21 protein-coding genes are annotated in these 19921 nt (G+C 64.3%); 12 read left to right on the top strand and 9 right to left on the bottom strand.

Annotation, left to right across the window (positions count from 1 at the left end; translation table 11 throughout):
• Window positions 1-20: 20 nt before the first annotated feature.
• Window positions 21-950 (bottom strand): helix-turn-helix domain-containing protein, encoded by a 930-nt coding sequence (locus PanNE5_RS02260; RefSeq protein ID WP_261939148.1) that lies wholly within the window; start codon window positions 948-950, stop codon window positions 21-23.
• Window positions 951-1229: 279 nt separating this feature from the next.
• Between PanNE5_RS02260 and pobA the strand changes: the two genes are divergently transcribed.
• Entirely contained in the window at window positions 1230-2408 is a 1179-nt protein-coding gene (gene pobA / locus PanNE5_RS02255; RefSeq protein WP_261939147.1) for a 4-hydroxybenzoate 3-monooxygenase, read from the top strand.
• A gap of 268 nt (window positions 2409-2676) precedes the next feature.
• The gene (locus PanNE5_RS02250; protein WP_017235258.1) at window positions 2677-4053 is read left to right on the top strand and encodes an MFS transporter; all 1377 of its coding nucleotides are present in this window, start codon (window positions 2677-2679) and stop codon (window positions 4051-4053) included.
• A gap of 77 nt (window positions 4054-4130) precedes the next feature.
• Here PanNE5_RS02250 and PanNE5_RS02245 read toward each other — a convergent pair whose 3' ends face one another.
• Together PanNE5_RS02245 and PanNE5_RS02240 are read right to left on the bottom strand one after the other, a co-directional pair.
• Window positions 4131-5885 (bottom strand): chloride channel protein, encoded by a 1755-nt coding sequence (locus PanNE5_RS02245; protein ID WP_017235259.1) that lies wholly within the window; start codon window positions 5883-5885, stop codon window positions 4131-4133.
• A gap of 52 nt (window positions 5886-5937) precedes the next feature.
• The gene (locus PanNE5_RS02240) at window positions 5938-6375 is read right to left on the bottom strand and encodes a MarR family winged helix-turn-helix transcriptional regulator (RefSeq protein WP_051060326.1); all 438 of its coding nucleotides are present in this window, start codon (window positions 6373-6375) and stop codon (window positions 5938-5940) included.
• A 241-nt stretch (window positions 6376-6616) separates the two neighbouring features.
• Here PanNE5_RS02240 and PanNE5_RS02235 point away from each other — a divergent pair, with 241 nt between their 5' ends.
• From PanNE5_RS02235 to PanNE5_RS02210, 6 genes are all read left to right on the top strand, one after another.
• Complete coding sequence (locus tag PanNE5_RS02235; RefSeq protein WP_150563235.1) at window positions 6617-6859, top strand: hypothetical protein; 243 nt, start codon at window positions 6617-6619, stop codon at window positions 6857-6859.
• 143 nt (window positions 6860-7002) lie between these two features.
• A complete protein-coding gene (locus PanNE5_RS02230) occupies window positions 7003-8235 on the top strand; it encodes a helix-turn-helix domain-containing protein (RefSeq protein ID WP_261939146.1) in 1233 nt (410 codons plus the stop codon).
• 44 nt (window positions 8236-8279) lie between these two features.
• Window positions 8280-8957, top strand: coding sequence for a glutaminyl-peptide cyclotransferase (locus PanNE5_RS02225; RefSeq protein WP_261939145.1), 678 nt, complete (start codon window positions 8280-8282; stop codon window positions 8955-8957).
• A gap of 191 nt (window positions 8958-9148) precedes the next feature.
• Window positions 9149-9712 carry an alkyl hydroperoxide reductase subunit C gene (gene ahpC / locus PanNE5_RS02220; protein ID WP_017235263.1) on the top strand — a complete coding sequence of 188 codons (564 nt, stop codon included), beginning with the start codon at window positions 9149-9151 and terminating at the stop codon, window positions 9710-9712.
• 206 nt (window positions 9713-9918) lie between these two features.
• On the top strand, window positions 9919-11517 hold the full coding sequence (ahpF, locus tag PanNE5_RS02215) for an alkyl hydroperoxide reductase subunit F (RefSeq protein ID WP_261939144.1): 1599 nt from the start codon (window positions 9919-9921) through the stop codon (window positions 11515-11517).
• Window positions 11518-11699: 182 nt separating this feature from the next.
• Entirely contained in the window at window positions 11700-11876 is a 177-nt protein-coding gene (locus tag PanNE5_RS02210; protein ID WP_261939143.1) for a flagellar hook-basal body complex protein FliE, read from the top strand.
• 67 nt (window positions 11877-11943) lie between these two features.
• Here the strand turns inward: PanNE5_RS02210 and PanNE5_RS02205 are convergent, their stop codons facing one another.
• Window positions 11944-12852 carry a LysR family transcriptional regulator gene (locus PanNE5_RS02205; RefSeq protein WP_017235266.1) on the bottom strand — a complete coding sequence of 303 codons (909 nt, stop codon included), beginning with the start codon at window positions 12850-12852 and terminating at the stop codon, window positions 11944-11946.
• A gap of 308 nt (window positions 12853-13160) precedes the next feature.
• On the opposite strand from PanNE5_RS02205, the gene PanNE5_RS02200 reads away from it, so the two are divergent.
• Window positions 13161-14573 carry a methyl-accepting chemotaxis protein gene (locus tag PanNE5_RS02200; RefSeq protein ID WP_017235267.1) on the top strand — a complete coding sequence of 471 codons (1413 nt, stop codon included), beginning with the start codon at window positions 13161-13163 and terminating at the stop codon, window positions 14571-14573.
• 124 nt (window positions 14574-14697) lie between these two features.
• On the opposite strand, the gene PanNE5_RS02195 is transcribed toward PanNE5_RS02200, so the two are convergent.
• The 5 genes from PanNE5_RS02195 to PanNE5_RS02175 all read right to left on the bottom strand — a co-directional run bounded on the left by PanNE5_RS02195 (window position 14698) and on the right by PanNE5_RS02175 (window position 18500).
• Window positions 14698-15000: a hypothetical protein gene (locus tag PanNE5_RS02195; RefSeq protein ID WP_017235268.1), complete on the bottom strand. Its 303-nt coding sequence runs from the start codon at window positions 14998-15000 to the stop codon at window positions 14698-14700.
• 537 nt (window positions 15001-15537) lie between these two features.
• Window positions 15538-16128 carry a hypothetical protein gene (locus tag PanNE5_RS02190; RefSeq protein ID WP_232424699.1) on the bottom strand — a complete coding sequence of 197 codons (591 nt, stop codon included), beginning with the start codon at window positions 16126-16128 and terminating at the stop codon, window positions 15538-15540.
• Window positions 16129-16245: 117 nt separating this feature from the next.
• Window positions 16246-16383, bottom strand: coding sequence for an entericidin A/B family lipoprotein (locus PanNE5_RS02185; protein ID WP_017235270.1), 138 nt, complete (start codon window positions 16381-16383; stop codon window positions 16246-16248).
• A gap of 106 nt (window positions 16384-16489) precedes the next feature.
• Window positions 16490-16696, bottom strand: a complete 207-nt coding sequence (locus PanNE5_RS02180) for a CsbD family protein (protein ID WP_017235271.1) — start codon at window positions 16694-16696, stop codon at window positions 16490-16492.
• A gap of 253 nt (window positions 16697-16949) precedes the next feature.
• Complete coding sequence (locus PanNE5_RS02175; protein ID WP_261939142.1) at window positions 16950-18500, bottom strand: CHASE3 domain-containing protein; 1551 nt, start codon at window positions 18498-18500, stop codon at window positions 16950-16952.
• Between the two features lie 200 nt (window positions 18501-18700).
• Between PanNE5_RS02175 and PanNE5_RS02170 the strand changes: the two genes are divergently transcribed.
• The 3 genes from PanNE5_RS02170 to PanNE5_RS02160 all read left to right on the top strand — a co-directional run bounded on the left by PanNE5_RS02170 (window position 18701) and on the right by PanNE5_RS02160 (window position 19920).
• Complete coding sequence (locus PanNE5_RS02170) at window positions 18701-18877, top strand: DUF1328 family protein (protein ID WP_017235273.1); 177 nt, start codon at window positions 18701-18703, stop codon at window positions 18875-18877.
• A gap of 97 nt (window positions 18878-18974) precedes the next feature.
• On the top strand, window positions 18975-19136 hold the full coding sequence (locus tag PanNE5_RS02165) for a DUF1328 domain-containing protein (RefSeq protein ID WP_017235274.1): 162 nt from the start codon (window positions 18975-18977) through the stop codon (window positions 19134-19136).
• A gap of 139 nt (window positions 19137-19275) precedes the next feature.
• Entirely contained in the window at window positions 19276-19920 is a 645-nt protein-coding gene (locus PanNE5_RS02160) for a response regulator transcription factor (RefSeq protein ID WP_017235275.1), read from the top strand.
• The last annotated feature ends 1 nt before the right edge of the window (window position 19921 follow it).

The following is a 19921-nucleotide window of genomic DNA, read 5'->3' as shown; positions in this document are numbered from 1 at the left end:
CCGCCCCCCGGGGCATCAGGTTATGAGGCGTCGCCCAAGTGGGCATGTTGCGCGTTGCGGCGGAACGCCGACGGTGTGACGCCGACATGCCGTTTGAAGACGCGACAGAAATACGCCGGGTCCTGGAATCCGAGTTCGTAAGCCACGTGCGAGACCGGCGCGGGAATATAGATCAGCTTGCGGCGCGCTTCGAGCATCAATCGGTCCTGCACCAGATCGAAGGCCGATTTTCCCGCGATGCGACGGCACAACCGATTGAGCTTGCTCTCGGTGACGTGCAGTCGTTCGGCGTAGGCCGGTACAGCCCATGCCTCGGTGTAATGCGTCTCGACAAGGGCGCGAAAGCGCGCGAACAAATCCAGCTCCGTGCGTCCGGCCCGTGTCGCCGAATCGTGATGCGCATGCAGGCGCGCGAGCAGCAGCAGCACGCTGCGCGTGAGCCATCCCACCATTTCCTCATGCCCGAGTTGCGGGCGTGAAAACTCGTCCATGATGAGACCGAGCAACGTATGGAGACGGTCGCGCGTTTGCGGTGCGTCGCCCAGCGGGAATAGCCACGGCTTGCGCAGCAGCGACGCCATGTCGGCATCGGCGCCGAGCGCGGCATCGAACGGCACGCTCTGCGCCATCGTCAACACGAAGCCGTGCGCGCCGCGCGAGAAGCGGAAGTTATGGACGGCCGACGGATGCACCGTGATGACGGCCGGGCCTTGCACCTCCCACGTGGCGTCGTCGACGTTCGCCTCCACCGCGCCTTCGAAGATCGCCAGCACCTGGAACAGTCCCAGATGCCGGTGCGTGTCGATATGCCAGTCGTAGAGGCGGCTGCGCGTCTCAATCCACTCGATATGGACGAAATCGGCGCTGTCGGTGCCCGTCAATTCACCATACAGCGAGAATTCCGGAATCGCCTCGCGCGCCGCGCGCAGCCGGGGTGACGCGCCTGACATACTGGTTTTCCCTTGGTCGAAGTTGTCGAAAAAGTACAAGAAAGGCGTCGATTCATCCATTCAACTCGACGCGTGCGGTCCATAAGATATGACGCATTCGCCCCTCGTGACAAGGCGTGTCCATCGGTTCAGGGATGCTCGTTTACGCGTAGTCCCAATTCGGTGCAGCAAGCGCAAGGCAGCAGAGAAATGCAAGCCGCATGCAGGCCGTCGACCCGTCGCGAGATGCCCCGGCACGGGTGTGCCAGGCACGGGCAATGCCACTACAGGAGACAACGCATGCGAACCCATTACCCCGTCGTCATCGTCGGTGCCGGTCCGGCCGGACTGCTGCTTTCCCATCTGCTGCATCTGCAAGGCATCGAATCGATCGTGCTCGAATCGCGCACGCGCGCTGCCGTGGAATCGACCATTCGCGCCGGTGTGCTGGAGCAGGGCACGATGGATATTCTCAACGAGACGGGCGTGGGCGAGCGCATGCGTCGCGAAGGTGCGCTGCATCACGGTATCGAGCTGGCATTCGGCGGCCAGCGTCATCGCATTGCGCTGACCGAACTGACCGGCCGCGCCATTACGGTCTATGCGCAGCACGAAGTCATCAAGGATCTGATCGCAGCGCGCGAAGCGGTGCAGGGCGACATTCTGTTCGACGTGTCGGACGTCTCGGTGCATGACATCGATAGCACGAAACCGAGCGTGCAATTCACAGTGGACGGCCAGGTGCGACGGCTGACGTGCGACTTTATCGCGGGCTGCGACGGCTTCCACGGGGTGTGCCGCCCGGCCATGCCCGCCTCGGTGCGCAAGGAATATCAGCGCGTGTATCCGTTCGGCTGGTTCGGTGTGCTGGTGAAGGCGCCGCCGTCGTCCGACGAACTGATCTACGCGGCACACGAGCGCGGCTTCGCGTTGATCAGCACGCGCTCCCCGACGGTGCAGCGCATGTACTTCCAATGCGATCCGAGCGAGCGCGCCGAGACGTGGAGCGACGAGCGTATCTGGCAAGAGCTGCACATGCGCACGGAAAGCGACGATGGCTGGCGCCTCAAGGAGGGGCCGATCTTCCAGAAGAGCGTGATCGCGATGCGAAGCTTCGTCGCCACGCCGATGCAGTACGGTCGCTTGTTCCTGGCGGGCGACTCGGCGCATATCGTGCCGCCGACTGGCGCCAAGGGCATGAATCTGGCCGTGGCCGACGTGTGGCGTCTGGCGCGCGCGCTCGACGATTTCTTCCATCGCGATAATGAAGCCGGTTTGCACGGATATTCGGAGGCGGCGCTCAAGCGGATCTGGCGCGCGGAGCACTTCTCGTACTGGATGACGCGCATGATGCACCGCCTCGACGACGCCACGCCGTTCGAGCAACAGATGCAGCGCTCGGAACTGGAGTACGTTGTCAGTTCGCGCGCGGCATCGCTCATGCTCGCGGAGAATTATGTCGGGCTGCCGCTTGCCTGAGGCACAGGGCGGGGCATCGGCGCGCGGGCGCCAGTGCTCGCCTGCTCGCGCGTATAACCGGCCGTTATGGATGATCTGACGAAAGATCATTTTGACGACCACTGGAAGGCCTTACAGTAGCGGCACAAAATCGACGCCGCAAATCCGTCGAATCAAGCCGACCGACAAGCGCGCCACGCCATGGCACCGGACGCGCATCGGTGGCGGCGAAATCCAAAATAATGACGGGACGACAACCGGGGCGGCCACGCCCCGAGGAGACAGTTTCATGCATCAGACGAGAACGGTGGATGTGCCCACCTATATCAACGCACACCGGTTTTCCGGCTATCAGTGGGTGGCGTTGATCCTGTGCTTCTTCGTCGTCGCCATCGACGGCTTCGATACCGCGGCCATCGGTTACATTGCGCCTTCGCTGGTGCAGCAGTGGCACATCGACAGAGGTTCGCTGGGTCCGGTGCTCTCTGCGGCGCTCTTCGGTCTGGCGGGCGGGGCGATCTTCGCCGGGCCGCTCGCCGACAAGCTCGGGCGCAAGACGCTGTTGGTGCTCTCGGTCGTATTCTTCGGCATCGCAAGTCTCGCGACGGCTTTCGCTCAGGATCTCGAAACGCTCACGGCGCTGCGCTTTCTGACAGGGCTGGGGCTCGGCGCGGCCATGCCAAATGCCGTGACGCTGATTTCCGAGTACGCGCCGGAAGCGCGTCGCGCGGTGATCGTCAACACCATGTTCTGCGGATTCCCGCTGGGTGCGTCGGTGGGGGGATTCGTTGCCTCGTGGGTGATTCCGCACTTTGGCTGGCATAGCGTGCTGGTGCTCGGCGGCGTGCTGCCGCTGGTGCTGTCGGTGCTGCTGATGCTTTGCCTGCCGGAGTCGGTCAAGTTTCTCGTGGTGCGTCAAAAGCCGATCGAGCGGGTGCGCCGCATCCTGTCGCGGATTTCGGGCGAGTCGCTCGATGACGTCGGCACCTTTACGGTCAATGAAGCGGCCCCGAAGCGGGCCGGTTCCGCCATCGGTGTCGTGCTCTCGAAGCAATATGGCTTCGGTTCGCTGATGCTGTGGGTGACCTACTTCATGGGACTCGTCATCTTCTATCTGCTCACGAGCTGGATGCCGCTGCTGTTCAAGGATGCCGGGTTCACCATCGAACGGGCTGCGCTGATCACGGCCCTGTTCCCGCTGGGCGGCGGCATCGGCACGATTCTGTCGGGCTGGTGCATGGACAAGTTCAACGCGCAGAAAGTGGTCGCCGTAGGCTACGCGCTCACGGCCGTGCTGGTGTATGCGGTGGGGCAGGCGATGGGCAACATCGGCGCGCTGGTCGTGCTGATTTTCCTGGCAGGCACGGCGATGAACGGTGCGCAGTCGTCGATGCCGTCGTTGGCTGCAATGTTCTATCCGACGCACGGCCGCGCCACGGGCGTGGCGTGGATGCTCGGTGTGGGGCGCTTCGGCGGGATTGCGGGTGCGTTGCTGGGCGCGGAACTGATGCGCCGTCACATGGGGTTCGCATCGACGTTCTCGCTGCTGGCCATGCCGGCTGTGATCGCCATGCTGGCGTTGCTAGCGAAGAATGCCTGGGAACGGGCCCACGGCAATTCGACGTCCGCGTCGCGCGACGCGCGCAACTCGGCGCCGATGCACTGACCAATAACGGTCGTCTCGTCGCTTCTCGCTCTGACGCGCCGTCAACCCTGGTTGACGGCGCGTCGTCGTATCGAGAATCAGCTACGTCGGCGTCCGAGATGAAGCATGCGCTCGCGCACTTCTTCTTCCGAGCGCCAGTGCTCAGCCGGTTTGACCAGATCGCTGCGGCTGATGATGCCGACGAGCTTGCGTGAGGCGGCATCGCTCACGACCGGCAGTCGTTCCAGGTGATGCGCGGCGAAGCGTGCCGACACGATACGCCCCGTCTCCGACGCCAGCGCGACGAGCGGCGGATTCGCGCCATACAGTTGGCCCAGCGTTTGCAACCCTTGTGTCTGCGCGCGCGTGAGTGCTTGCCGGTCGACCATGCCGAGCACGCTGTGCTCGGCGTCGACCACGGGGTAGGCGCGATGGCGCTGGCCCGCGCCGAAGGCTTGCTGCGCGGCTTCGTCGATGAGCATGTTGGCGGCCAATGACACCGGCTCTCGGGTCATCAACTCGCCAACGTGCAGGCGCTCCAGCGGATCGACGCCGTATTCGCGGTGGATGTGACGGCCACGTCGCGCGATCTTCTCCGTCATGATCGAGCGCGGCATGATCCAGATCGTGATGCCGTAGGAGATGCCGCAAGTGAGCAGTAGCGGCAGCAACGCGTTCACGTTGTGTGTGAGACCAAGGGCGAAGACGATGGCCGTCAGCGGCGCGCCGAGCACGCCCGCGAGCGTTGCCGCCATGCACACCAGTGCCCACAGCGAGACGTCGCCACCCGGCAGCACCGGTGCGAGGAGCGTGCCGAGCCCGGCACCGATCATGAGCAGCGGTGCGAGCACCCCGCCCGAGGTGCACGATCCCAGGGCAATCGCCCAGATGATCGCCTTGACCACCAGCAGCGCCAGCGCGGCATGCAGCGTGAAGTGTCCGGCGAGCAGGTCTGCGATGACGTCATAGCCCACGCCGAGCGCACGCGGCTGGAGATAGCCGCCAATGCCGATGGCGACACCGCCGATGGCCGGCCACCACATCCAATGCACGGGAAGCTTGTGAAAGCCGTCTTCGATGGCGTAGAGGGCGCGCGACATGCCGGCGGACAGAACGCCCGCACATACGCCGGCGATCACGCACGACAGCAGGGCGATGGGGGCGACGACGGATTCCGCCATCGGAAAGAGCGGACCTGCGTCGAGCATCAGCGGCCGTGCGAAACCGGCGACCGCGCATGCAGCGATCACCGGCAGCAGGCTGCGCGGACGCCATTCGAAAAGCAGCAGTTCCACGGCGAGCAGCACGGCGGCGACCGGCGTGCCGAATACGGCCGTCATGCCGGCGGTGGCGCCGGCCACGAGCAGTGTCTTGCGCTCGGCGGCGCTCAGGTGAAAGTATTGGGCGATGAGCGAGCCGACGGCGCCGCCCGTCATGATGATCGGGCCTTCCGCGCCGAATGGCCCGCCACTGCCGATCACAATGCCCGAGGACAACGGTTTGAGGATGGCGACGCGCGGCGACATCTTGCTCTTGCCGAACAGAATCGCCTCGATGGCTTCGGGAATGCCGTGACCGCGAATCTTGTCGCTGCCGAAGCGGGCCATCGCGCCGACGATCAGTCCGCCGATGACCGGTAGAGCGATGACCGCTGCGCCGAGCGTGTTATTGGCGGGCGAGCGTGGCGCGAACGAGAGCGTTTGATAGAAGAAAAGGTTGGTGAAGCCCTGGATGAGGTGCAGCAGCAGCCACGCGGCAGGCACACCGCAAAAGCCGATGACGGCGGCCAGCGCAATGAGTCGAGGCAGGCCCGGCGCACGCGAAAAGTCCCGTGCATGGGCGGGCGCGGCCATGGTGGAGTGAGGCGAAGGAGTATGGGGAACGGAAGCCATGACAATGCCGTGATTACAAATGAACGCCACGAATGTGGAAGATGTCCGCAAAGGTGCTCAACTCGTTGCGGTGCTGGGCGGCGAGATTCATGAGGCACGCGTCGCCCGCCGCTGAGAGGTGCACTTCCACCACTCGCCGGTCGCTTTCGTTTTGGCGGCGCGTGACGAGCCCGGCTTTCTCGCAGCGCGCAACGAGCGCCACCACGCTGTGATGCACGGCTTGCAGGCGCTCGGCCAATTCACTGATGGACGCCCAGTCGCGCCCCGGGATACCTTTGACGTGCAGCAGCAACAGGTACTGCTGCGGCGTGATGCCTTCGTCGCGTGCGGCGGACTCGCTGAAATTGAGAAAACGGCGCAGCCGATAGCGGAATTCCGATAGGGCTTCGAAATCGCTCTTGGTCAGCGCATCGGTGGTGACCGTTGGATTGGGCGAGGCAGGCGCAGGCATGAGTCGGGCGGGCGAGAAGCGCCGCATAGTCCAAAAACAAAAAAATATATCATATCGCGATACATTTGGCGGGCTTAGGGATAGCCGGGATGACAAATGGGGGCCAGTGCGTGCAGAATCGCGAAAAAACGAGACTCAGTAGTGACGGGAACTCGATCCCCGCCGAGATGACGGAACGCTCGTTGCCGATAGTCGGTGACAAGCGCCGTTCGAGCGGGCCGACCTCTGACAGGGAGGAGACATGGCTTCCACGGTCCGACGCCGCTGGCGTACGGGAACGTTGTTGTTGCTATCGGTGGCGCTGGGCTCCACAGTGGCCGCCTATCACTACGCCTCCGGTTTTGAACTGGGTGGCGGCGTTTTTCAGCAGATCGGTTTCGGACGTCAGGGCACGTCGTCCGGGCCGGGAGCGCACGTGCGCAAAGCGGCGTCGTCCTGTTCCGGGAGCGATTGTCGCGGCGACCCGGCGTCTCAGTCCCATTGAATCGTCCGCACGGCATGCCTGCCGCGCCCTCTTGCAGGGCGCGTCGTTCCCGCTTAGAAAACGTCACGCAGACCGACGGTGATGGTGTTCTGGGTTGCGTTGCATTCCGGCGCGCCATGCGTGATCCCCGGTAATATCGCGCGATGGACTCCCTCATTGCTGCTTCCGCGCGCGCGCTCGCTGCCGGCGATTCGCTGGGTGCCTTGCGTCGGATCGCGTTGCGCGACGATGCGCCAGCACTCGCGCTGCGCGGCATCGCGATGGCACAGCTGGGCGAGTTTGCCCGCGCGCGAGAGCTGTTCAAGCGGGCGGCGCGTAGCTTCGGCCCGCATGAGGCCCTGGCACGCGCTCGATGTGTAGTCGCCGACGCCGAAGTCGCGCTCGCCATGCGTGACCTTGGCGGGTCGACGCGATCGCTCCACGCCGCCGCCGCTGTGCTGCTTGCGCATGCGGACATCCCCAATGCCATGCTTGCGCATCTGGTCCTTGCCCGCCGCCTCGTGCTGCTCGGCAAGCTCGACGCCGCTGCGCAAGCCCTGCAGGACACCCCGTCAGACGCCGTCCCGGCGCGCCTCGTCGCCGGGCATGCGCTGATCTGCGCCGAGCTGGCGCTGCGCACACTGCGCATTCCACAAGCGCATGCCATGCTCGCACATGCCCAAACGGCCGCGTCCGCGGCCAACATTCCCGCGCTGATCGCCGAAGTCGAGACCGTGCACGCCGCTCTGGCGCGACCGGCGGCTCGCCTTGCGCAGTCCGACGGCGAGCGCGCCTTGAACCTCGACGAAGTGGCACGACTGCTGCATTCGGATGGGCTCGTTGTCGATGCCTGTCGGCGCGGCATCAGCGCCGGCAATAGCGCCGGTAGCAGCTGGCGACCGCTGGCACGGCGTCCGGCGCTCTTCACCCTGGCGCTGCAACTCGCGCGCGCCTGGCCCGGCGACGTCGACCGCGATACGCTCATCGCGGAAGTGTTTCGACTGCGGCGCCCCGACGACACCCACCGCGCTCACCTGCGTGTGGAGATTGGCCGTCTGCGCGCGTTGCTCAAGGGACTCGCCGACATCGACGCGACGCCGCGCGGGTTCGTGCTGCGCACGCAAGGTGGGCGCGCAGTGTCGGTGCTGCTGCCGCCCATCGACGGCAATCGCGCGTCGCTTGTCGCTCTGCTGTCGGACGGTGCGGCGTGGTCGACTTCCGCCCTGGCCCTTGCACTCGGTGCGAGTCAACGCACCGTGCAGCGCGCCTTGTCCGCGCTGGAGCACGAGGGCCGCGTGTGCGCGCTGGGCCGCGCAAGGGCTCGTCGATGGACATCGCCGCCCCTCGCCGAATTCACGACGACATTGTTACTCCCTGTTGGATGGTCGTTTGGCTAGAGTGGACTTGCACGCCGAAGACGGCGTCACAACCGGAGCCTGACATGACAAGCAAACTGCAACGAGCGGAACGTCCGCGTCCCCAAGCCGCCGTGATGGCGGCCGATATCGCCTGTGAGTACGGTCCGTTCGCGGGCAACGAGCGAATCCATGGCGTTACGTTCGACGGCCGACAGGTATGGGCCGCAACGGGCGATACCCTGATCGCCTTCGATCCCGCCACGGGCGAAGTTCGTCGCACGATCGCCGCCCCGAGCGACGCCGGCACGGCCTTCGACGGCACGCACCTCTATCAGATCGCCGAATCGCGTATCGACAAGATCGATCCGTCGACCGGCAAGGTCGTCTCGTCGATTCCCGCGCCCGACAGCGGCAGCAACTCGGGACTGACGTGGGCCGAGGGCAGCCTCTGGGTCGGGCAATATCGCGATCGCCGCATTCTCCAGATCGATCCTGCCACCGGGCAGGTGTTGCGCAGCATCGCGTCCGATCGGTACGTGACCGGCGTGACCTGGGTGAACGATGAACTGTGGCACGGCACGTGGGAGAACGACGAGAGCGAACTGCGTCAGGTCGACCCCGCCAGCGGTGAAGTGCTCATGCACGTGGAGATGCCGCAGGGCATTGGCGTGAGCGGCCTGGAGCATAACGGTGCCGATCTGTTCTTCTGCGGCGGCGGTGGCAGCGGCAAGGTTCGCGCGGTGCGCTATCCGCAGCGCTGAGCCACCGAGCGTCGGACAATGGCCGGTCTGACGCGGCAGGGACGACATGGCGGGCCATGTCGGAAGCGCGCGCGAAGGCTATCGGCGCCGATAGCCTGAGCCAATTACATAGATTTTAATAATCAATTTTAGTAAATCAATAGTTTTCGGCATACTGTCAACACTTTCCACCCCGTCAGAGAGACAACGACATGCCGATCATCAACAGCCAGATCAAGCCGTTCAAAGCCAACGCCTACCAAAATGGCGATTTCATCACCGTGACCGACGAGACCCTGAAGGGTAAGTGGTCGGTGGTCGTGTTCTACCCGGCCGACTTCACCTTCGTATGCCCGACCGAGCTGGGCGACCTGGCCGATCACTACGACGAGTTCAAGAAACTGGGCGTCGAGATCTACAGCGTATCGACGGATACCCACTTCACCCACAAGGCCTGGCACGACACGTCGGACACGATCCAGAAGATCCAGTACCCGATGCTTGCCGACCCGACGTTGGCGATCTCGCGCAACTTCGACGTGCTGATCGAGGAAGAAGGTCTGGCACTGCGCGGCACGTTCGTGATCAACCCGGAAGGCGAGATCAAGCTGTGCGAAATTCACGACAACGGCATCGGCCGCGACGCCAAGGAATTGCTGCGCAAGGTCCAGGCCGCGCAGTACATCGCCGCCCATCCGGGCGAGGTCTGCCCCGCCAAGTGGACGCCGGGCGCGCAAACGCTGAGCCCGTCGCTCGACCTGATCGGCAAGATCTAAGCAAGATCCAAGCGCTACGGGGCACTAACGGGCCGCGTCCTGCGCTACGCACGATCGCCGCCGCAAGCGCCTCGCCAGCGCGCCAGCCGCTTGAGTCTGGCGCGCCGGCCCCTGACCCCGAACCCCGACGCCGACCTGCGCCTGCCTGTGGCCCGCGCGGTGGGCCTCGCTCACCCCATCACTCCCTATCGAGACGGAGAAACGCCATGCTGGACGCGAACCTCAAAGCCCAGTTGCAAACGTACCTTCAGAAAGTCACGCGTCCGATCGAAATCGCCGTGTGGCTCGACGATAGTCCGAAGTCGGCTGAAATGAAGGCGCTGGTCGACGAGATCGCCCCGCTCTCGCCACAGATCGCCGTCGTGGCGCACGCCGAGGGCGGCGACAGCGCCGGCGAGCGTCGTCCGTCGTTCGCCATCGGCACGCCGGGGGAAGCCCCGCGCATCCGCTTCGCCGGGCTGCCCATGGGGCACGAGTTCACGTCGCTGGTGCTCGCCTTGCTGCAAGTGGGCGGTCACCCGGTCAAGTTCGACGACGAGACCATCGCGCAGATTCGTGCGCTCGACGGCGATTTCCGCTTCGAGACCTACATCTCGCTGTCGTGCCAGAACTGTCCGGAAGTCGTGCAGGCGTTGAACGTCATGGCGTTGATCAATCCGCGCATCCAGCAGGTCACCATCGACGGCGCGTTGTTCCAGGGCGAAGTCGAGGCGCGTCGGGTGATGGCGGTCCCCACCGTGTTCCTCAACGGCGAATCGTTCACGCAGGGCCGCACCAGCGTGAAGGAATTGCTCGCGAAACTCGACACGGGTGCAAGCGTGCGCGCCGCGAAGGCGCTCGAGAACAAGCCGGTCTACGACATGCTGATCGTGGGGGGCGGCCCCGCAGGCGCTGCCGCCGCGATCTACGCCGCCCGCAAGGGAATTGTGACGGGCGTGGTCGCCGAGCGTTTCGGCGGCCAGGTGCTCGACACGATGGCCATCGAGAATTTCGTCTCGGTGACGCACACCGAAGGACCGAAGTTCGCCACAGCACTCGAACAGCACGTGAAGACGTATGACGTCGACGTGATCGACACGCAGCGCGCGCAAGCCTTGATTCCCGGCAAGATTCACGAAGTGCATCTGGCCAGCGGCGCGGTGCTCAGGGCGCGGTCGGTCGTGCTGGCCACCGGTGCGCGCTGGCGTGAAATCGGCGTGCCGGGCGAGCGCGAATATCGCAACCGCGGTGTGGCCTATTGCCCGCACTGCGACGGCCCACTCTTCAAGGGCAAGCGCGTGGCGGTGGTCGGGGGAGGCAACTCGGGCGTGGAAGCGGCCATTGATCTGGCCGGCATCGTCAAGGAAGTCACGCTGATCGAATACGGCACGCAACTGCGCGCGGACGACGTGCTTCAGCGCAAGCTGCGCAGCCTGTCGAATGTGCGTGTGCTGATGAACGCACAGACGACCGAGATCCGTGGCGACGCGCAGAAGGTGGACGGTCTTGTGTATCGCGACCGCGCCTCGGGCGAGACGTCCACGATTGCGCTCGAAGGCGTGTTCGTGCAGATCGGTCTCGTGCCGAACACTGAGTGGCTCAAGGGGAGCGTGTCGCTCACGCCTCACGGCGAAATCGAAGTCGATGCCAAGGGCGCGACGTCGGTGCCCGGCGTGTTCGCCGCGGGCGATGTCACGACCGTGCCGTTCAAGCAGATTGTGATCGCCGTCGGGGAAGGCGCGAAGGCCTCACTGGGCGCCTTCGAACATCTGATGCTCAGCTCGGTGGAGGACGAGGCGGTAACGCCTGAGAAAATCGCCGCCTGACGCGAACCGACGCAGCCTGGCGCCGCTGCCGCAAGACAGCAAAGCCCTCACGTGTGACGCGCGTGAGGGCTTTGCTACATATGGGCCACGCGTGGGGCCGATCGCCGATGCCCGTCTCGATGGAACAGTCATTGATGGCCGAGAGGCGTCGCATGCATGCGACACAGCGCTAACTGGATAGCGTGACGGGGGGGCGCGACGCCAGCGAGCGCATGCGCGCATTCGATCTGGGCCAGAGCGACGACCTGACCGGTGCAATGCTGTCGAGCGCTCAGGCCGATTTGTCGTTTTCGTTGCTGATGCGAACGCGTGACAAGGTCGTGGGTGCCGTGGAGGAGTGGGTACGCATGCCGTTCTGAGCGGGATGCGGCAAGCGCCATGCGTCGCTGGCGCACCCGTACCGACGTACGGACGAACCGCGCGCGGTTACCGCAACGTTGCCGGTTCGTCGGCGGCCCTGGCGAAGCACTGGGCGAGAAATCGCTCGGTCGGACGTGACAGGGCATCGGCATGCGGCACAAGCGCCGTCAGCAGTCGCTTGAGGCCATGCGGGGGATCGATGCGAACCGAGGCGAGCGCCGCGTCTTCGTGACGCATCGACATCGCGGACACGAAGCCCACGCCCATGCCCGCCCGCACGGCTTCCTTGATACTCTCCACCCCGGCCAATTCCAGCGCCACGCGTGGCGCGAGTCCGGCCACCGAGAACGCGCGCGCGACCAGCGCGCGTACCCCCGACCCCGGTTCACGCAGGATCAACGGGTACTCGGCGATGGCCTGCAGCGATGCGCCTTGCGGATGCTGCGCGAGGGGATGGTCGGCCCGGGCAATGGCAACGACTTCGTCGTCGCGCCACGGACGCACCGCGATCTCCGGCGACAGACCCGGCGGCACGGCGCCTTCGATGAATGCCACGTCGAGCCGATCGAGCTGCGCCACGATTTCACTGGTGTTGCCGTCGATGATATGCAGTGCGACCGCAGGGTAGCGTTGATGGAATTCCGCAATCGCGTAGGGCAGCAGGTAGCTTGCCGGCGTCGTACTCGCCCCGATGCGCAGCGCCCCGGTTTCCATGCCGCGCAGGCTATCGCGCAGTGCCATGGCCTGGCGATAGTCCTGCCGCAGCTTGTTGGCATATACGGCGACCTGCTCGCCCACGGCCGTCAGCCGGATACCGCGTCCATCGCGTCGATACAACGGCTCGCCGAACGACTCCTGCAACAGCCGCAACTGGCCGGAGACGGCCGGTTGCGATAGGTGCAGCGCTTGCGCCGCATGACTGATGTTGCCAAGTTCGGCCACGGTCGCGAAGGTCAGCAATTGGTCCGGCGTCATGTCGAATCCATCGGATAGGGTGATGATTGATCGCCATCATAGCCACTATTCGGATGATTGCGTGCCGACGCGACACGGCCGGGTCAGTAAGTCCCGCGTAAGCCGTGCATGAGAGGGTGGTCCTATAAAGTCGGAAGCGCGGGGCGGCGACCAGTGAGGCAACCCTCAAGTCGACCGTTTTTTCTCCCGTTATCTCTTTCGACACACCAGCGTGTGGCGCGAACGTCTGCCCCGATGTTTTCCGTGCGGTACGGCGACTGTCGCGCCCTCGTCATAACAAGTGGATCAGAGACGCGAGGAGACTGACAATGGGGCTATTCACGCGCACCCGGGGAGCGGCGCAAACCGTCAACATCATGAAGGAGGTGGCGGCCAATGCCGGCACCCTCGGCGTTGAACTGTGCGACATCGCCGGTAACGTCGACGAGATCGCCGTTCGCATCAAGCGTCAGGCCGACGTGTTTCAGGCGCTTCACCAAACCGCCACCGAGACCAGCGAAGGCAACCAACGTATCGCCAGCGCCGCGCGTGAGGCCCGCGATGTGGCCGATCGCGCGAGCGCCGAAATTGCGGCGTCGCGCCACACGGCCGACGCGTCGCTGGCGTCGATCCACGGTCTCGTGGAGGGCGTCTCCGGCATGGCCGGCGAGATCGCCGGGCTGCGCGACGCGCTCGATCACGTCGGCAAGGTGGCTGAGGGTATTTCGGTGATCGCGCGTCAGACCAATCTGCTGGCGCTCAACGCCGCCATCGAAGCCGCGCGCGCCGGCGCGGCTGGGCGCAGCTTCGCGGTCGTGGCTACCGAGGTCAAACTGCTCGCGAGCAAGACGGCCGAGGCGACGCAGCAGATCGAGCACACGCTCGCCACGTTGGGCGAGCGCACCGAGCGCCTGATGCGCGAGAGCAACGCGAACGTCGCGCGCGCCAACGACGCCCGCGAAGGCACCCGCGCCATCGCCAGCGTGATCGAGACGGCCGGGACTGCGCTCGACACGTTCGACCGTCAGGCCGGACAGATCGCGCAGGCCAGCGAAGCCATCGAAAGCGAATGCGCCACGCTCGTCGCCCACGTCGATGAAATGGCCGACGGCGTTTCGCATTCGGCGGAACACGTTGAGCGTGCGCGCGAGCGTATCAACGGTTTGCTAGGCGTCTCGGAACATCTGATCGGCCTGATCGCCGGCAGCGACGTCGAGACGGAGGACACACCGTTCATTCGCGCGGTACGCCGCGCGGCCAAGCAGGTGGGGGAGAGCTTCGAGGCGGCGCTTGCCAAGGGCAAGATCACCGAGCAGGCATTGTTTGACCGCCGCTACGAGCCGATCCCCGGTTCGAACCCGCAGCAGTTGATGGCCAGCTTCACGCGCTTTACCGACGAGACGCTCCCGGCCATCCAGGAGCCGTTGCTCGCGCTCAACGAGCGTATCGCCTTTTGCGCCGCCGTCGACGAGAACGGCTATCTGCCGACGCATAACCGCAAGTTCTCGCAGGCACCGACCAACGATCCGGTCTGGAATGCCGCGAATTGCCGCAACCGGCGTTTGTTCAACGACCGCACGGGCGCGGCCGCCGGACGCAACACCCAACCGCTGTTGCTGCAGACTTACCGGCGAGATATGGGCGGCGGGGCGTTCATGGTGATGAAAGATGCCTCGGCGCCGATCTATGTGAATGGGCGTCATTGGGGCGGCTTTCGCATCGCCTATCGCGTCGGCAGGTAGCCGCGTTGCGCCGACCGGCGCGGCCAAAGACAACGCGCCACCGACTTCGCAGTCGGTGGCGCGTTCATTTTTCGGCGACCGGTGTGTTATCCGATGCGTTTGCCCGCGTGGGGCCGGCCGTCGCTCAATCGCGATGCCAGTGGTCGCGGCGCCAGCGACCGTGCCCGTACCCGTAGTACGGACGGCCGTAATACGCCGGCGGAGGACCGTAATACACCGGCGCGGGCGAGACATAGACGGGCGGCGGGGCGTAGTAGACCGGCGGCGGGGGCGCGACGTATACGGGCGCCGGCGCATAGACCGGTGCCGGGACGACCAGCGGCAGGCCAATGCCGATACCGACCGAGACGTGAGCCTGCGCTGTCCCGACGGCACCCGCAGCGAGCGCGATCCCCGCGATGGCAAGGGCGGCAAACTTGGTTTTCATGACATTTCTCCTGCGGACTTGGCAGCGTACTGATGACAGCGCCCGGACGGCACCATGCCGTGCGACGCGCCGGGTGCCCTTAAGCACCGTTGTTCGTCAGATTCCTTGGCTTAACTTTACTGAAGTTCCGAAACGCGGGCGTGGCGCAATTGTTGCAAAGTATGCGCATTGACACGGCACAGGGAACGTCCGGGCGAGGAAAAGCGGCCGCCAAACGTGTAGATCAAGTCGTCATTCTATTCAGAATCAACGATTTGCGCTCGTTTCGGTGAGCGTCTTGCGTTGCCGCGCTCGCGTCGGGGAGCGTCAGGTCGGGCTGCGCTTGTTACATTCATTTACACGCACGCTCGCCGCCTGTGGCACAAAAACAGCAGGCGAATGCCGCTTTTGCCGCATTCGCCCGCCATCGACGTCGCGGGGCTGCACGCAACGCCGCCGTCTCCTCCCTGCCTAACCGGTTCGCCCGGTGCGTCCGGATCTGCTGTTTTTGGGACGGATCCGTGGCCGCGATCCGCATGGTTTGGGAGATCCCTGCGCTTACTGGTGGAAGCGCGCCTTGGCGTCCGCCTCGCAGGTGTCCTTGGGATTGCCGGCCAGCGCTTCGCAGCGTTCGAGCGCGGCCTTGTACTGCGCCTTGTCCGCCTCGGCATTGGCGTCCTGCCGCGCGGCCATCGTGTCCTTAGACGATTCCCGGCTCGTGCGCATGACCTTGGCATCGCCGTAGGCCTTGGTTTTGGCGGCTTCGGCGTCCTTGACGCAAACGTCCTCGTCGTTGCCTTTCTTGTCGTCGCAGCGCAACTTGGCAACGCTGTAATCGGCGTCGGCCTTCGCGACGGCGGCCTCGTAGCGCGCCTTGGGTGTTTGCTCATAGTCGGCTTGCGCATTGGCCTTGGCAATGGCTTCGTTGCCCTTTGCACTCGCGACACAGACACGCTTCGCGTTGTCCTTGAGCGCTTTGCAACGCGCGACCGACGCCTTGTAGTCGGCCTCGGCCGATTTCTGCGTCGCCTCGTAGCGATCCTTGGTCGCCGCGTCCGCCGCGTGGGCCGCCGCGGTGCTCAGCATTCCCGCGGTGCCCACGCTCAGGCTGGCGCAGGTCAGAATGTTCATGACAGTTCGATGTGACATGTCGGGGTCCTCCTTCAGGCGGGCAATGGAATGCGCATGAGGCGCAATGCCGATGCATCACAAGTTTCGGGGGGGCGGGGGGACATGCGGGGAACGTGGATTCGGCGATATGCCGGATTACTTGGCGCGATCGGCGGCGCCCTGAATGGCTTCGCCCCCTCGTTCGACGTCCTTGCCCGCGCCGTGGATGGTGTTGCATCCGGCGAGCCCCAGCGCGAAGCCGGAGAGCAGTGCGATGGCGATCAGTCGTTTCATTTGAATGTCTCCTTTGACAGAGGATGTTGTGCGACGCGCGGCACGCGCGCGAAGTGAAAGGGACGCGTCGGGGCGCCCGCCTCCTGGCGGGCACGGCGGCAAGCGCTTACCAAAGCTTGTGTTGGTCGTTCCACGTGTCGACTTCGCGTTCGGCTTCGGCCTTCGCCTTGCCGTATCGTTCCTGGATCGTCCCTACGAACTTGTCGCGGTTGCCTTCGATCTTGAGCAGATCGTCATCCGTCAGGTTGCCCCACTGCTTCTTCGCTTCGCCCTTGAGTTGGTTCCACTTGCCCTTGATCAGATCCGAGTTCATAGCAACTCCTTCATATTGGGTTGGGATAGGTTCGGTTCGGAGAATTTTCATCGCATCGGCACGCAAAGCGGCGCGCCTCGTTGCCGCGCTTTCGATGCGGCACGAGATTCCATGGTAGGGAGTGCGAAGTGTTCGCGATGTCAGCCGCGATAGCATCGCGGCGTAGGTGGCGTCGGGTTGCGCTGTCGGCGCATTCCGACGTGCTCGGTATCGAGGACGCAGTACCCAGGGCGCCAGTTTGAGGATCAGGGGATCAAGGCGTTTGCGGCGAGGCGCTCGCGCCGTCGTCGGGCTTCTCGGGGGCAGGTGTCTGTGTGGCGGTGCTTTCGGTGACTTCGGTCGCGATGTTGGGCGCGTCCGCCGGATTGCACAGCGGCAGCACGACCTGGATCTCGGTGCCGATTCGCAGCGGCAGCGAGTGAATGTCGATGCGTCCGCCCTTGGCCGAGACCCGTTGGCGCATGCCGAACAGGCCGTGTGTCTTGGGCTTGTTGAACTGATCCGGCGTGAGACCGATACCGTTGTCGATGACTTCGAGACGCACCCGCTGATCGTCGCATGCCAGGGCCACGCGCACGGTGGTGGCACGCGCGTACTTGCCCGCGTTCGTGAGCGCTTCCTGGGCAACGCGGAACAGCACGATGGCCGTCGACTCCGGCAGGGCGAAGTCCTCTTCGGGCAGGTCGAGATCGAGCTGCCAGTGCTGTTGATCGGCGGTTTCCTCGGCGAGCGAGCGCAACGCCGTCACGAGACCGAAGTTGATCAGCACCGTCGGACGAAGATTCTCGATGATGCGGCGCTTCGTCTGAATGCCGGCGTCGAGATTGCGTTGCGCGCGAGCGAGTTTCTCGGCAATCACCGGATCGACGTTGCGCAGCTTGTGATGCGCCCAGGTCACGTCCATCTTGCAGGCGGTGAGAATCGCGCCGAGTTCGTCGTGCAGCTCGCGCGACAGTCGGGTCTTCTCGTCCTCGCTGACGTTCTGCAAGTGGGTGGCCAACTCGTCCAGTTGCTCGGTGCGCTCGCGCACGACCCGATCCAGATGCGCTTGCTGTTCGCTCAACCGGTCGCGCGCGAGTCGCTCCTGCCGCATCTGCCGGCCGAGGGAACGAAACAGCAGTACGAACAGCAGGATGGTGAGCACCGAGAGCGCGCCGGCGCTTATCGCCGAGATCGCCTGATCGAAGCGTCCGTCGTTCTGTGCAGTGCGCGCGCGCGCCAGCTCGCGGTTGTACAGGTCGGTGATGCCGTCTTGCACCGGCTCCATCGTGCCGATGCCGAGATTGGCAGGCGAGAGCGCCTCTTCGAAATTCATCTTCCCTTGCTTGACCGCCGCGCGTGCCGTTTCCATGGCGGTGATGCGCTGCGAGAACAGCGTCATCACATTGGCAAAGTCCTTCGTGGCCTGCGTGTCGCCCGTGGCTTCGTAATGCCGGACGATCAGGGCGGCGAGATCACGAATGCGACGCACGGCCGACAGGTAGGGATCGAGATAGATCGGGTCGTTCGTGAGCAAATAGCCGCGTTGGCTCGACACCACGGTCGACGTGCGCGCCATGATCTCGTTGAGTTCGTTGGCCGCGGTCATGGCCTGCAAGGCCGCCTCGTAGGTGGACGCCAGTCGGCGGTGCGCAGACTCCAGCCCGATCAGGCTGCCAACGGTGATGGCGATCGCCGCGATCATGGCGATGATCCAGCTTCGGCGACGCAACCAGGACGTGAGCAATCGAGACATGAGGGCCTGTGGCGAGGTGTTGAGGAGGGGCGTGCAGGGAATACCGATGATCGAACGCGTTTCGATCATAAGTCGAAAATCGCGTTGTTTCGCGAATTGTCAGTCAATTCCTACGCAAAAACCAGCGGGGTCCGGGCAGTCGCCTACGCGCCGTTTTTCTACCATTCACTCAGCGTCCGAGGGTTCGCGCCGCGTTGCGCAAACCGGTGTCGCGCCGTCGGAGGCGAACGAAGTCTCCGGGAAACGATGCATTGACCGAGGAGAGCGCTATGTTGAAGTGGGCGTTGATGTTCGCACTGATCTCGATCGTGGCGGGCCTGTTGGGCTTCACCGGGATCGCCGCGGGTGCCGCCGGGATCGCGAAGATTCTGTTCGTGCTGTTCCTGGTGCTGTTTGTGATCTTCCTGCTGCTTGGACTGACTGTCGCCAAGAAGATCGTCGATTAGACGGAGCGCTGCCGCACGGGGCTTGTCCGTGCGCTGAAGCGATACTGTGACGCGTCATGCAGACGCGCGCGGCCCGTTCCCCTACAAGGAGGTTGCGATGCTTCACTATGCTGTCGTTTTTTTCGTGATCGCGTTGATCGCTGCAGTGTTCGGCTTTACGGGAATCGCCGTCGGTGCCGCAGAGATCGCAAAGATCCTGTTCTTCATCTTTCTGGTGATCTTCCTGGTCACACTTCTCTTTGGGGTGTTCCGACGATAGATGACGTCTGGGGCCGCCCGGGCAGCTCGCCAGGCGGCCCGGCATGCTGGCTGTGGAGGCGCAGGATCTCGTGCGGCACCATTGAGAGTTACCGGCAGATGATTCATTATTCGAGCGACCGAGCGTCACTGGAGCTTAGATGTCACCGACAACAATAAAAATCCTGATTGCCGACGACCACGCGATTGTCCGTACCGGCTTCAAGCAATTCATTGCCGACGAGTCGGACATGGAAGTGCTGGGCGAAGCGGCGAGCGGCGACGAAGTGATCCGTGCGGTTCGCGATACAGCCTTCGACGTCGTGTTGCTGGATATCGCCATGCCTGACAAGAACGGTATCGACACGTTGCGCGTGATCAAACAACTGCGCCCGGCGCAGGGCGTACTGTTCCTGTCGACGTATCCTGAAGCGCAGTATGCGGTCAACCTGCTGCGCGCCGGCGCGAACGGATATCTGATGAAGGATGCGGCGCCCGAGGAAATCATCCGGGCTATCCGCACAGTGGCGCGCGGCCACCGCTATGTCAGCGAAGGTACCGCCGACCTGCTCGCGCAGAAGCTGGACCAGCCGGGCGACGAGCCGATCCACGAGCAACTCTCGGAGCGCGAGTTCCAGGTGTTCTGCAAGCTCGCGCAGGGCCGCACGCCCACCGAAATTGCGGACGAGTTGCATCTGTCGGTAAAGACCGTCAGCACGTATCGCGCGCGCGTGCTGGAAAAGATGCATTTGAAAACCAATGCCGACCTGACGCTCTACGCGCTCAAGAACGGCTTGATCAGTTGAT

This window comes from Pandoraea sp. NE5 (genome assembly GCF_024363545.1).
In the GTDB taxonomy this organism is placed as follows: Bacteria; Pseudomonadota; Gammaproteobacteria; order Burkholderiales; family Burkholderiaceae; genus Pandoraea; species Pandoraea cepalis.
Note: the sequence above shows the minus strand (reverse complement) of the source record. Positions and strands in the feature narration are given on the sequence as shown.

Bases quoted from the DNA above. Each gene is read 5' to 3' on its own strand.
- PanNE5_RS02230 (WP_261939146.1), top strand. From the start codon at position 7,003: ATGGACTCCCTCATTGCTGCTTCCGCGCGCGCGCTCGCTGCCGGCGAT.
- PanNE5_RS02180 (WP_017235271.1), bottom strand. From the start codon at position 16,696: ATGAACTCGGATCTGATCAAGGGCAAGTGGAACCAACTCAAGGGCGAA.
- PanNE5_RS02195 (WP_017235268.1), bottom strand. From the start codon at position 15,000: ATGAAAACCAAGTTTGCCGCCCTTGCCATCGCGGGGATCGCGCTCGCT.
- PanNE5_RS02250 (WP_017235258.1), top strand. From the start codon at position 2,677: ATGCATCAGACGAGAACGGTGGATGTGCCCACCTATATCAACGCACAC.
- PanNE5_RS02240 (WP_051060326.1), bottom strand. From the start codon at position 6,375: ATGCCTGCGCCTGCCTCGCCCAATCCAACGGTCACCACCGATGCGCTG.
- PanNE5_RS02175 (WP_261939142.1), bottom strand. From the start codon at position 18,500: ATGATCGAAACGCGTTCGATCATCGGTATTCCCTGCACGCCCCTCCTC.
- PanNE5_RS02200 (WP_017235267.1), top strand. From the start codon at position 13,161: ATGGGGCTATTCACGCGCACCCGGGGAGCGGCGCAAACCGTCAACATC.
- PanNE5_RS02170 (WP_017235273.1), top strand. From the start codon at position 18,701: ATGTTGAAGTGGGCGTTGATGTTCGCACTGATCTCGATCGTGGCGGGC.
- PanNE5_RS02165 (WP_017235274.1), top strand. From the start codon at position 18,975: ATGCTTCACTATGCTGTCGTTTTTTTCGTGATCGCGTTGATCGCTGCA.
- PanNE5_RS02245 (WP_017235259.1), bottom strand. From the start codon at position 5,885: ATGGCCGCGCCCGCCCATGCACGGGACTTTTCGCGTGCGCCGGGCCTG.
- ahpF (WP_261939144.1), top strand. From the start codon at position 9,919: ATGCTGGACGCGAACCTCAAAGCCCAGTTGCAAACGTACCTTCAGAAA.
- PanNE5_RS02185 (WP_017235270.1), bottom strand. From the start codon at position 16,383: ATGAAACGACTGATCGCCATCGCACTGCTCTCCGGCTTCGCGCTGGGG.
- pobA (WP_261939147.1), top strand. From the start codon at position 1,230: ATGCGAACCCATTACCCCGTCGTCATCGTCGGTGCCGGTCCGGCCGGA.
- PanNE5_RS02235 (WP_150563235.1), top strand. From the start codon at position 6,617: ATGGCTTCCACGGTCCGACGCCGCTGGCGTACGGGAACGTTGTTGTTG.
- PanNE5_RS02205 (WP_017235266.1), bottom strand. From the start codon at position 12,852: ATGACGCCGGACCAATTGCTGACCTTCGCGACCGTGGCCGAACTTGGC.
- PanNE5_RS02225 (WP_261939145.1), top strand. From the start codon at position 8,280: ATGACAAGCAAACTGCAACGAGCGGAACGTCCGCGTCCCCAAGCCGCC.
- PanNE5_RS02160 (WP_017235275.1), top strand. From the start codon at position 19,276: ATGTCACCGACAACAATAAAAATCCTGATTGCCGACGACCACGCGATT.
- PanNE5_RS02190 (WP_232424699.1), bottom strand. From the start codon at position 16,128: ATGTCACATCGAACTGTCATGAACATTCTGACCTGCGCCAGCCTGAGC.
- ahpC (WP_017235263.1), top strand. From the start codon at position 9,149: ATGCCGATCATCAACAGCCAGATCAAGCCGTTCAAAGCCAACGCCTAC.
- PanNE5_RS02260 (WP_261939148.1), bottom strand. From the start codon at position 950: ATGTCAGGCGCGTCACCCCGGCTGCGCGCGGCGCGCGAGGCGATTCCG.